The 12,306-nt window shown below is 61.5% G+C and carries 10 protein-coding genes; 5 read left to right on the plus strand and 5 right to left on the minus strand.

Annotated features, from left to right (window positions below; all coding sequences use genetic code 11):
- Positions 1-19 precede the first annotated feature (19 nt).
- The gene (locus AOT96_RS07825; protein ID WP_156778934.1) at positions 20-304 is read right to left on the minus strand and encodes a hypothetical protein; all 285 of its coding nucleotides are present in this window, start codon (positions 302-304) and stop codon (positions 20-22) included.
- A gap of 302 nt (positions 305-606) precedes the next feature.
- A complete protein-coding gene (locus tag AOT96_RS07830; RefSeq protein ID WP_065352784.1) occupies positions 607-1,890 on the minus strand; it encodes a PucR family transcriptional regulator in 1,284 nt (427 codons plus the stop codon).
- 136 nt (positions 1,891-2,026) lie between these two features.
- Between AOT96_RS07830 and AOT96_RS07835 the strand changes: the two genes are divergently transcribed.
- Both AOT96_RS07835 and AOT96_RS07840 read left to right on the plus strand, forming a co-directional pair.
- Positions 2,027-2,902, plus strand: coding sequence for an SGNH/GDSL hydrolase family protein (locus tag AOT96_RS07835; RefSeq protein ID WP_007730772.1), 876 nt, complete (start codon positions 2,027-2,029; stop codon positions 2,900-2,902).
- 52 nt (positions 2,903-2,954) lie between these two features.
- Positions 2,955-4,331 carry a spinster family MFS transporter gene (locus AOT96_RS07840; RefSeq protein ID WP_003942962.1) on the plus strand — a complete coding sequence of 459 codons (1,377 nt, stop codon included), beginning with the start codon at positions 2,955-2,957 and terminating at the stop codon, positions 4,329-4,331.
- Between the two features lie 52 nt (positions 4,332-4,383).
- On the opposite strand, the gene AOT96_RS07845 is transcribed toward AOT96_RS07840, so the two are convergent.
- Entirely contained in the window at positions 4,384-5,640 is a 1,257-nt protein-coding gene (locus AOT96_RS07845; protein ID WP_007730769.1) for a hypothetical protein, read from the minus strand.
- Positions 5,637-6,965 carry a lipase family protein gene (locus AOT96_RS07850; RefSeq protein ID WP_065351534.1) on the minus strand — a complete coding sequence of 443 codons (1,329 nt, stop codon included), beginning with the start codon at positions 6,963-6,965 and terminating at the stop codon, positions 5,637-5,639. The genes AOT96_RS07845 and AOT96_RS07850 overlap by 4 nt, the downstream gene beginning before the upstream one ends.
- 156 nt (positions 6,966-7,121) lie before the next feature.
- On the opposite strand from AOT96_RS07850, the gene AOT96_RS07855 reads away from it, so the two are divergent.
- The 3 genes from AOT96_RS07855 to AOT96_RS07865 are packed head-to-tail and all read left to right on the plus strand — an operon-like array spanning position 7,122 to position 10,570.
- A complete protein-coding gene (locus AOT96_RS07855) occupies positions 7,122-7,871 on the plus strand; it encodes a succinate dehydrogenase cytochrome b subunit (RefSeq protein WP_047269404.1) in 750 nt (249 codons plus the stop codon).
- The gene (locus AOT96_RS07860) at positions 7,872-9,824 is read left to right on the plus strand and encodes a fumarate reductase/succinate dehydrogenase flavoprotein subunit (RefSeq protein ID WP_007730764.1); all 1,953 of its coding nucleotides are present in this window, start codon (positions 7,872-7,874) and stop codon (positions 9,822-9,824) included. It abuts the gene before it with no gap.
- A complete protein-coding gene (locus tag AOT96_RS07865) occupies positions 9,821-10,570 on the plus strand; it encodes a succinate dehydrogenase/fumarate reductase iron-sulfur subunit (RefSeq protein ID WP_042921559.1) in 750 nt (249 codons plus the stop codon). The genes AOT96_RS07860 and AOT96_RS07865 overlap by 4 nt, the downstream gene beginning before the upstream one ends.
- Before the next feature lie 3 nt (positions 10,571-10,573).
- Here the strand turns inward: AOT96_RS07865 and AOT96_RS07870 are convergent, their stop codons facing one another.
- Entirely contained in the window at positions 10,574-12,055 is a 1,482-nt protein-coding gene (locus tag AOT96_RS07870; protein WP_065351535.1) for an anion permease, read from the minus strand.
- Positions 12,056-12,306: the final 251 nt, after the last annotated feature.

Here is a 12,306-nt window from a genome sequence, read left to right on the forward strand (position 1 = left end):
CGATTTGGCTTCGAAACCGTCATCTACCAGCATCTCGAATCGACGCGCCTGCCGCGTTACCGATCTGAGCTGCAGCATCCCCGAGCAGGTCGGCGACACTGAACGGCAACAATTCGTTGTTGCAGATCACGATGTTGCATCCGGGTGTTCCTGCTCGCCCCGTCCCGACCATCGTGTCGAAGATCAATTCGGGGTTCGCGAAGCCGACGAGCTGACGGATCGTCGATGAGCGGACCACCCGACCCATGCACGGGAGGCCCGACGTACGGCGGCGGTGGAACGTCCACGATCGAAGCGACGACAAGCCGCAAGAACTCCTGGAGATAGAGATCCCGAGGCGCGTTCTGCCACACCGGATGCGAAACATACTTTGCTCACCGGCGCATTCACGGAGTAGAAGTCCTCGCCCGCGTTCACCCAGGTCAAGAAGCCGTACCCCCCATTGGACGGAGAGGGCGCGGACAACTCGTCGAGGTAGGCGGAGTCGATCAACGTCTGATCACGCCACGCGCCTCGTTGCACCATCAGCTGACCCAGTCTGGCCATGTCTCCCGGCCGGATTGCCAATCCGAAAATCAGACACGTTCACAGAGAACCACAGCCGCATCACGTTTGGGAAGAGTCCGCCTCCATTCCGAGCGCGCGACGCGCTCCCAGCGCCATGGTGACCTGTACAAGATCTTTCGGTGACGACAGGTCAAGTCCCGTCAGGGAACTCGCTTTACGCAGGCGGTACACGACCGTGTTCGGGTGTACGTGCAACTGCCGAGCGGTGGTAGCTCGATCGAATCCGGAGTCGATGAAAGATTCGAGCGTCTCGAGCACGGCAGGATCGGACTCCAACGGCGACAACACATCTGCGAGGATCGGCAGCGCAGCGCTCGGGCGGGTCAGTTGATACTCGACTGCAAGATCCTCGAGACGCACGACCCCACTTGTACGGCCGTACTTTCGGGCAACGTTCAGCACCTCGCGCGCCTGCGACACCGCTGCGGGAATTGCGGGCGGTGCCGCGACATGTACGGCGGCAACCGTCGATGCACCGATGACCTTCTCGAGATCACCCAATCGTCGACACAATGAAAGATACTGCGGACTCGACGCCCAGTTCCCCTCAGCGGGTTCCGATTCCACAATAGGAATCAGTACGGCTCCGCCACTGCTCCCGAGCACCCCGAGCGCTTTGTCACGCCCCACCTGATCAAGCTCTCGTTGCAGGTGGCGCACCTTTCTCCGCTCGGCGACGGCAGTGTCCACCTCGGTCGAGGACTCGTCGTCATTCCGTTCGACGTGCAGCGCCACCACCCAGTACAGGCGCGCCAACCTGATGCCCACATCGTCGGAGACCCGATCAACATCGACACCCGTCGAAAGTGCTACGAACAATGACCTTCGCGCAGAATCCTCGTCCGTCTGGGTGACATGGTCGGAACCGTAGCCGGCAAGAACCGCCGACGCGGAAGCCGCGGTGTATGCATTCAAGAGTCGTCCGGTGCGGGCAAGTGCGACACCGTCTTCCGGGACCGCCCATTCGCTGATGGTCTCCCACCACAGCCCGGCTGCCAAGTGATATGCCCGCAGCACCTCACCGAGCGGAACCAATTCCTGAGCCCGTTGGCGAGCCGATTCGCTGATGTCGGCGAGCAACTCGGGCGCCAGATCGGCGCCGGTCCGCAGCATCGAAATGAACAGTTCCAGATTGCGCCTCACGATGGTGGTGACGTCGTTACGCAATGCCTCGTCAGGGAGCAACCGGTAGAAGGTGACGTCGCGGTGGACCAGATCGACTGTCTCAATGACCAGTGGATGGGTGCGTTGCGCCAGTCGGTCGGCCAGAGATCTGCCACCAACCAGGATCGGCTCGAACGGCAGATCTTTGTTTCCTGACACAAAACCCTCCACAGAATTGAATTGCCACCACAAGGCCGACCTGCCTTTTTCCTATCACTATGTAACCCACGCCACTCACGAATTCACAATCAGCGGCGTAACTGGAAGTCCCACCTTCGACCAAGAGGAGCCTCGAGTGACGTGGAAAACGCGCAGCGCAGCCATTCTGGCAGGCGTCGTGGCTGCCGGTTCGATCGCGGCTCTCGGGACCGGTGTGTCGAGTGCCGAGACAGCGGTCAGCACTATCCAGTACGTCGCGCTCGGCGATTCCGCGGCGGCCGGCCCACTGGTCACCGCGCAGGACTCGTCGTCACCGGGCTGTCTACGATCACTCGACAACTACCCGTCCGTGGTGGCGCGAGAACTCGGCGCTCAACTCACGGATATGACCTGCTCGTCGGCGCGATCCGCCAACGTCACGGACACCGCACAATCGACGTTCTCCGGTCAAGTATCACCGCAGGCAACAGCATTGGGGCCTGATACCGACCTCGTCACCATCACCATCGGTGCCAACGACATCTCGTTGTTCCCGACAGTTCTGAGCTGCGTCAATCCACTCCCCGAACCCACCGGAACGTCCTGCCGTGACAAGTTCACCTCCGGTGGCGTCGATCAACAGCGACAGATGATCGAAAATGCGTCCACAGGTTGGAGTTCCATGATCGAAGTCGCGCAGGATCGAGCACCGTCGGCGCGCATCGTCGTGGTCGGATACGGAACATACATCCGTAGTGGCGGCTGCCCCGGCACTCAGCCGTTCTGGCCGCGCGACGCCGACTATCTCCAGAGTGTGATCGACTACGGCAACACGGTCATGGCAGCAACTGCGGCCCGTTACGGCGTCGAGTACATCGACATCACCGAAACCACTGCCGGGCATGACATCTGCACGGACCCTGCCACTGCTTACTACACGGGAATCGTCCCTACCCAGCCGGCGGTTCCACTGCATCCCACTGCGGCCGGGATGCAGGCGATCGGGAAAACGGTCGCCGACGCTCTGTCCTGAGCTTCTCCCCCAGCACAATTCATTCAGCACTCGCGAAAAGGGTGGAACAATCATGTCAATTCAACGAGACGCTCCGCCGCTGCCGTCCGTCGACGGCGCCCCTGTCGGAACACGTGACAAACTTCTCGGCGGCACACTCGTCGCCCTGTTTCTCGCGAACATGCTCAACTTCTTCGACCGGGCGATCCCCTCAGTCGTTGCCGAGCCGATCAAGAACGAGTTTTCGCTCAGCGACTTGCAATTGGGATTGATCACCTCTGCATTCACCCTCGTCTACGCAGTCGCAGGACTGCCTCTGGGCCGGTTGGCCGACACGAAGAACCGTCCCAAGATCATCGGGATCGGACTCCTGGTGTGGAGCGGACTGACGGCAGCAACCGGTGCCGCCGGCAGCTATGTGCTGTTCATCCTCGCGCGTCTCGGCGTCGGTGTGGGCGAAGCGACCTTCACACCTGCAGCCAACTCGATGATCGGTGATATCTACCCGGCAGAACGACGCTCACGCGCACTTGGTGTCTTCATGCTCGGTTTGCCAATTGGCCTCATGCTCGCCTACTTCACCGTCGGCAAGATCGCCGAGGCATTCGACAGCTGGCGTGCACCGTTCTTCCTCGCGGCGATTCCCGGTGTCCTGCTTGCAGTCGTGCTCTACCGCATGGCAGATCCGGTTCGTGGTGGTTCCGAAAGTCCGGAGGCCCGCGCAGCCGCTGTTTCACAGGCACCGATCACCCGCCCGATCCGTCGTCTGCTCGCAATTCCCACGCTTCGTTGGCTCATCCTTGCCGGGCTGACGTTCAACTTCGCCGCCTACGCAGTGAATTCGTTTGTCGTCCCGCTGCTCATGCGCCAGTACCACCTGAAACTGACTGCGGCGGCATCGGTCACCGGCATCATCGTCGGAATCACGGGCCTGATCGGATTGCTTCTCGGCGCTCGCTACGCTGACAAGGCCAGCGCACGCTCACCACGCGCACGGTTGATGATCGGTGTCGGAACCTCGGCATTGGCGGCACCTTTGACGGCGCTGGCACTGTTGCAACACGGCGGAAACGTCGTGATGTTCACGCTCTTGTTCTCGGCCGGGTGGCTTCTGGCCTACGGCTTCTACATCAGCGTCTACCCTGCCATTCACGACGTCGTGGTTCCCAGGCTCCGCGGCACTGCGACGGCGCTGTTCTTCGCTGCCATGTACCTTCTCGGCGGATTCTCCGGACCGGTTGCCGTTGGAGCGATCTCGGACTGGTTCGCCAAGCGTGCACTTGCAGATGCCGGTACCGGGAAGTTGGCTCAGTACGCCGGCGACGGGTTGAACTCGGCCATGTATCTCGTGCCGATCATGTTGGCACTCACCGCGGTATTCATCTACCTGGCTACCCGCACTGTCGGCAAGGACTCCGCGCGCATGCAAGCAGAGCTGAGCCAGGCCTGACCGACAAGTTCACGGGCGGTGGCGGGACCCTGAGGCCCCGCCACCGCCGAGTTCAGTTGACCGTAATCGCCAGAGTCGACAACATGGACCGCAACATGTCCGGCAAGCGAGCGATCATTCGCTGCTCGGTTATCCGAACGGAGACGGGCGCGGCCAGCGTCGCTCGCCACAGTTCCGGTTGATTCTTCATCAGGTTGTTGTAGACCGGGAGCAACTGATCGTTGATGTAGGTCCAACGACCATCCCGGTCCGCCCAGTTGAAGTCCGGAAGCGGCGTTTGCACAACAGCATTGCCCACCGCGAACGAGAGCGGGTTCGACTCGCGTGGCGGCACGACGCCAGGCATCGACGGTGATGCGGCGAAGGTGGTCAAGTAAGTCAACGAGCGACCAACGCTGCCGCGGTAGGCCTTCGCCTCGTCCCACTGATCACCCACCGACTGGTACTGCTCCCTTCGCAGCAGACGCACATTGCCGTCGAAGACCGATTCCGGTGTCCCCGAAGCAATGTTGTTCCACGCGATACGGGCGTTCTCGTCGAGCAGCCCTGCGCGATCGAGTTCGGCGATGCCGTCGACACCGTCGTGAACCCACGCCATGTGCATGGGAATCAGGTCCGAGAAGATGTGTTTGCTCATCGCAATCACTTTCCCCTGGAACCACATCACGTCCTCGGGGCGAATCTCGTGGCCGACCTCGAGAAGTGCCGCAATGTCCTCGGGTGCTCCCATCGACGATGCAACCGGCGACCCGATGCGGTCGATCTCTCGCCAGACCAGTGCCATCGCCTCGCTGATCGCTTGGACTTCCAGCACAACCCGCCCGTAGTCCAAGTCGAGGAGTCCACCGGCGAAAGCGGGCCCGACCATTCCTCCCATACCTGCCCACTGCAGCTCTCGATGCTCGAGCTGGAGTCGCTCGTAGAACTGGAAAGTGTTGGTGAGGTTTCCGAGATTCGCGTGCACACCGTCGAACGGAGTCCACGAAGCGAGATCGATACCTGCCGACTCCGTCCCGACCGCGAGCCAGTACTGCTTGAGCAGTGTCTGATAGCGATGCGGATCCACTCCCGAGGCTCGGGCGGTATCCACCAAAGACCGCAGCGTCGCGGAATCCGATGGCAGAGAAGGATGCAGGCCGCCCGTGGCTTCGGCGTTTGCGTTCACTGCTTCCAGGTCGAGGTACCTGTCGAGCTCACCAGCACCCGCGGACGCCCTGCCTCCCAGTACGACGGCACCGCCGATACCTGCCGAAGCAACGAGAACCGTGCGCGCAAAATCCCTGCGCGTCAGAGACTTCCGCAAGCTCATCGTCCCTCGGCTTCGTCGAACGTCTTTGCCAGCCAGGCGATGTCCTGCATACCCAGCTGATCGGTCACCGTCTTGTACAGGTTGGTCACGTAATCGAGCGGCCCGCAATGCGACGGGAGCAGGTCCACGTTGCCGCCGTCTGCTCGATATGTCTGCGCCAAGTGCTCTGCCTCACTGAAGGGAACGAGAAAGTCGTCCTCACAGGAAGAAATCAGAAGCTTGGAAGCCGGCGCCTGCTTTCCCAACGTGTTGTCCGCGTACGCCGCGGCCAGCGCAGGGATCGTTCGGGGCGAAGGGTTGGTGAGTAGGACGTCGAACGGAACGAATGGGAGTCCGAGGTAGAGCGCCTGGCAGGACGCGCGGAAGGCTGCGGCGACGTTGTGACCGATCGGAGTCAGATGGTCGTCGAGCCGAACGTCGGGGTAGCCCGCGTCGAATCCGAGAATGCTCGAGAAGACGAATCCGGAACCGATCCCACCGGCCGCTGTTTCCTCGAACGTTGCCGGGTCGATCATCATCGCCTGAATGGCACTGGCCTGGACGTTCAGTTCCGGCGCATATTCATGGGCCTGTTCCGCGGCAAAGCCCGCTGCGACACCGCCTCCGGCGACACCGTAGATGCCGACAGGGGTGTCTGATTCGAGGCCGCCTTCCGGAAGCGCGAGTGCTGCCCGAACGCCGTCGAGCGTTGCCTTCCCTGAGAACTGTCCGATCGAGAACGGATGGGGAGCAGTGTCGCCGTCGTTGCCGACGTCGCTCATCATCACTGCCCAGCCGTGGCCGAACATCTGAGCCACCGGGCCGAGCGCCGAGAACATCGCCGGGTCGCTCTGATTGCCGCCGGTCCACTGGTGACTTGGTGCGCAGTTCGCGCCGAGGCTGTCGTTCGCCTCGGCGTATCCGATGATCTTGCGATCACCTGGCGCAGTTCCGTCCTCGGGAATCATCAGAATTCCGGTGCTGATCACCTGCCGACCGAAGTGATCAGTGGTGGTGTACATCAGTTGATGAGCCGAGACCACGTCGGGGCGGACCTGGTAGACCTGCACGCTGACCGGACGCGCTTTGAGAAGTGTGCCGGGGGCGGTACCCGGCTCGATTTCGGGTTCGTCGAACCACGGATCATCGGACGAGAGCCCGAGTGGAGTCAATTCGGTGGAAATGTCAGCGCCTTGGAGTGCCTTCACGACCAACGGATTGAACACGTCGGCCAGGTCGACGGTCTCCTGCGCACCAGCCGGCGACCCCACCGCAAACAAGGCCACTGCCAGGGCCGATGCCGTTCCGGCGCGCCATGACCACCGTCGCCACGTCGAGTCAAACATCGTTCACGAGTTCCTTACTTTCGGGTAATGAGCACCCCTACACTCCCATTCACCTGCATTAACAGACAAGTCGGGCACCCATCCGTTGGCCGAAAACCCCGATCGGGCTTAGGCTGACGGCACCTGTCCGGCAAGTCTGGCGTGGGAGGTTTGTCTGTGAGTGCTCCGACCCGTGTATCGCGAGCTACCGGCGATTCACTCCAAGCTCGACCGCGGCCGTCCAACATCACGTGCAAGATTCTGATGGCCGTGACAGGACTGATCTTCGCCGCTTTCGTTCTCGTCCACATGATCGGAAACCTGAAGGTCTACACCGGTGCCGATCACTTCGACGACTACGCACACTGGCTACGAACGGTGTTCGAACCCTTCCTGCCCTACGAGGGACTTCTGTGGATTCTTCGCATCGTCTTGCTCGCGTCATTGGTCGCACACGTCTGGTGTGCCTGGCTGCTCACCGTCCGCGGACGCCGAGCTCGAGGAAAATTTCGACGTAAAGGTCTGGGAATCAAGTCCTTTACAGCGCGCACGATGCCCGTCACCGGAGCTGTGCTGCTGCTATTCGTCATTTTCCACATACTCGACCTCACGACCGGAACCCGACCCATCGGCAGCAGCGAGTACGAAGCGGCCACGCGCACACAGAGTTACGCATACGACAATCTGATTGCCAGCTTCGAGCGTCCGCTGGTGGCAGCGTTCTACATCGTCGCGATGGCTCTGCTGGCAATGCACCTCGCACACGGACTCTGGAGCGCGGTCAACGATCTCGGCGTGACCGGCCAACGACTGCGCCAGATTGGCGTTGCACTCTCCGGAATCTTTGCGCTCGTCGTGATGGTCGGAAACATGTCGATCCCCATCGCGGTCATGACCGGCGCCATCTCGAAGACAGGAGCGTCATAAGTGAACAGCTTCGAACTCGACGATCTGCGCAGCATCGGGACACCGGTGGACGGTAAGGTCCCGGCCGGCGATCCGGCGACGGCCTGGCCCACTCGCAAACTCGACTACAAGCTCGTCAGCCCACTCAACCGGCGCAAGTTCACGGTCATCGTCGTCGGTACCGGCCTCGCCGGCGCGGCCTGCGCCGCCTCCCTCGGTGAACTGGGCTACCACGTCGAGTCCTTCACCTTCCACGATGCACCCCGCCGTGCACACAGTGTCGCCGCGCAAGGAGGCATCAACGCTGCTCGCGCTCGAAAAGTGGACAACGACAGTCTCGCCCGCTTCGTGAAGGACACCGTCAAGGGCGGTGATTTCCGGGGCCGTGAGGCCGACTGTTTCCGTCTCGCCGAAGAATCCGTACGCGTCATCGATCACATGAATGCCATCGGGGCACCGTTTGCTCGCGAGTACGGCGGCACTCTGGCCACCCGATCCTTCGGCGGCGTTCAGGTGTCGCGCACGTACTACACGCGCGGGCAGACAGGCCAGCAGTTGCAGATAGCGTCGTCGCAGGCACTGCAACGTCAGATCGCAGCCGGAACGGTCAACCTACACACCCGAACCGAGATGCTCGATCTCATCGTTTCGGACGGGCGAGCACAAGGGATAGTCACACGCGATCTCGTGACCGGTGAGATCGGCGCCACCACAGGCCATGCCGTCGTACTGGCATCCGGCGGCTACGGAACCGTATTCCACAAGTCCACACTTGCGAAGAATTCCAACGCCACGGCCGCGTGGCGAGCGCACCGACGCGGTGCGTTGATGGCTTCACCCTCGTTCATCCAATTCCATCCGACGGCGCTTCCCGTCAACTCCGAGTGGCAGTCGAAAACCATTCTGATGAGCGAATCCCTGCGCAACGACGGCCGGATCTGGGTACCGGCCAAGCCCGGAGACGATCGTGAGCCCGGCGACATTCCCGAAAACGAACGCGACTACTACCTCGAGCGCAAATATCCTGCGTTCGGGAACCTCTCTCCCCGCGACGTCTCTTCACGGGCCGCCCGCGAGCAAATCGACTCCGGTCACGGCGTCGGCCCTCTGAAAAACAGTGTGTACCTGGATTTCCGCGATGCGTTGGCACGGCTCGGCCGCAAGACCATCGAGGAGCGATACGGAAATCTGTTCTCGATGTATCGCGACGCCACCAGCGAAGACCCCTATACGGTGCCGATGCGCATCGCCCCCGGAGCCCACTTCACCATGGGAGGACTGTGGAACGACTACGACCAGATGACCTCCATCCCCGGCTTGTTCGTCGGTGGTGAGGCAGGCTGGGGATACCACGGGGCCAACCGCCTCGGCGCCAATTCGTTGCTCTCGGCATGCGTCGACGGCTGGTTCACCCTCCCGTACGCGATTCCGAATTATCTTGCACCGCTACTCGGATCCACTCCACTCGAACTGTCCGATCCCGCTGTGACGTCGACGCTCACTGACGTGAGGGGTCGGGTGGACCTGCTGCTCTCGGTCGGCGGAACACACGGCCCCGACAGGTTCCATCGACAACTGGGCGAGATCCTCTATGCGGGTTGCGGTGTCACCCGAACGGCCGAGGGCTTGACCAAGGCGATCGCCGAAATCCGCGCACTGCGAACCGATTTCTGGTCGAACCTGCGAGTTGCCGGCAGCGGAAACCAGTTCAACCAGGAGTTGGAAAGGGCCGGCAGGGTAGCCGATTTCCTCGAGCTCGCCGAACTGATGTGCGTCGATGCTCTCGATCGTGACGAGTCCTGTGGAGCGCACTTTCGTGCCGAACATCAGACTCCCGACGGCGAAGCGCAGCGAAACGATCAGGACTGGTGCTTCGTCTCCGCGTGGGAAACCGCCCAGGACGGCAGACACGTTCGACACGACGAGCCGTTGTCCTTCACCGCTGTTCCACTGCAGACGAGGAACTACGTATGAAAATCACCGTGGACGTGTGGCGCCAATCCGGACCTGAGTCGTCCGGCGCATTCGACACCTACCAAATAGACGACGCGACGGTGGAGATGTCGCTGCTGGAGCTCCTCGACCGACTCAACGACCAACTCGTGGAGAGCGGCAACGAACCCATCGCCTTCGATTCCGACTGCCGAGAAGGGATCTGCGGGTCCTGTGGCATCACCGTCGACGACGTTCCCCATGGGCCGGTTGCGAACACTCCCACGTGCCGTCAGCACCTGCGCAGCTTCTCCGACGGTGACCGAATCAAACTGGAGCCGTTCCGCTCCGCGGCCTTTCCCGTGGTCCGAGACCTCGTCGTCGATCGCTCTGCGCTCGACCGGGTGCTCGAAGCCGGTGGATACGTTTCGGTCAATGCAGGAACCGCGCCGGACGCAGACAGTCAGCCGCTCTCGCATCAAAGTGCCGAAGCTGCACTGGACTTCGCCGCGTGCATCGGCTGTGGCGCTTGCGTGGCAGCCTGCCCGAACGGTGCCGCGCACCTCTTCACCGGGTCCAAACTGACCCACCTGTCTCTCGTCACGCAGGGCCGCAACGAACGTGGCAAGCGGGCCCGAGCGATGTCGCACCAGATGGAGGCCGATTTCGGGCCGTGCTCGACCTACGGTGAATGTGCGCAGGTGTGTCCCGCGGAGATACCGCTGACCGCGATTGCCGCTGTCAACAAGGAATCGATGCGATTCGGATTGCGGCGCAAGGACAACTGATCGTCACCAGGCGCCGATCAGCTTCATCCACGCGCCGCCGATGATCGTCCAGATCAGGATGATCACGACGCTCATCACGAAACCGATTCGGAACCACTCCGAGGTCTTGATGTATCCGGAACCGTAGATCACTCCGGCCGGACCGGACGCGTAGTGCGAGATACCGCCGAACAGGCTGCCGATGAAGCCGAATACCAGGGCCGAGAACAGCGGCGGCGCACCGGTTGCCACCGCCGCGCCGAGAAACACCGCGTACATGGCGACGATCTGCGCGGTGTTCGACGCAAACAGATAGTGCGCGTAGAAGTACACCAAGGTCAGGATCGCAAAAGCCCAGATCCACGGCAAACCGTCGACGCTCGAGGAGACCTGGGTTCCGATCCACGAGATCACGCCGAGTTCTTCGAGATGGCTTGCCATACCGACCAGAACGGCAAAGAACACGAGCGTCTGCCACGCCCCGGTGTCGTGGACCAGGTTGTTCCACGTCAGCACCTTGGTCACCAACAGGATGCCGATTCCGACGAATGCTGTTGTAGTGGCATTGACGTTGAGCTGCGAGCCCAGGCACCAGAGCACCAGCAGCAGAACGAAGGTGGCGGCCATGATCTTCTCGTTGCGGCTGATCGGACCTGCCTTGCGCAGTTCCTCCCTGGCTTGCTCGGGTGCTTTCGGAGTCTTCAACATCGTGGGCGGGAAGATCTTCGACATCACCCACGGGATCGCGATCAGACTCGCAATTCCCGGAACCGATGCTGCCAGCGCCCATTTGCCCCACGAGATGTCGATGCCGATCTTGGCAGCCGCATCGACGGCCACAGGGTTACCCGCCATGGCGGTGATGAACATCGCGGAGGTCACGACGTTGACTTGCAGCGACGTGAGCAGCAGATATGCTCCGAGCTTCTTGCGAGAGTCCTCGGGCTCGGGATTGGAGTCCTCCAACTTGCTCAGCGAGACGATGATCGGATAGACGACGCCACCCGCACGGGCGGTGTTCGACGGCGTCGCCGGAGCAAGTATCAAGTCCGTCAACGCCATTCCGTAGGACAATCCGAGACTCGACTTGCCGAGTTTGGTCACGAACATGAGCGCAACCCGTTTGCCGAGTCCAGTGACCAGAAAGCCCTCGGCAATGAAGAACGATGCGACAATCAGCCAGATCGTGGTGTTACTGAAGCCGGACAACGCTTTCGTCGGCGTCTCGGTCTGGGTGATCATGGCGATCGATAGGCCTACCAGCGCCACAGAACCCGTCGGCAGCGGCTGCAAGATCAACGCCACGATGGTGCCGACGAAGATTCCGAGCATGTGCATGCCCTTGGGATCCACACCGTCCGGAACAGGCATGAAATAGATGATCAAGCCGAGGACGACGGGCACCGCAGCCGGGTAGTACCGCCTGAGCACTGATTGTTTCGACGGCTCCGCCGGCGGTGTCGTCTCAGAAAAAGACTCAGTGCTTTCGGATTTGGCCTCGGACATTTGCATCTCCTCGACTTGTCGCCCCAGGTGATCGCCCCAGATGATTGTCCCCCAAACATCAGGTTTTCGTGCGGTCAATCCAAGTTCGAGAGAAATTGCCCGGAAGTACAGTCGTCCTTACGAGGCGCTGTCTCGCACCGACGCTTCAGTGGGAGAATGCCCATCTCTCGCAAAAGATTGTGCCAATCGATCAACAGAGGCGCCGGCGTGCTGCACGCTTGAATCTCGGAGAGTTGTTCAACCTGCTTCTG

The organism is Rhodococcus sp. 008 (genome assembly GCF_001682295.1).
Lineage (GTDB): Bacteria > Actinomycetota > Actinomycetes > Mycobacteriales > Mycobacteriaceae > Rhodococcus_F > Rhodococcus_F qingshengii.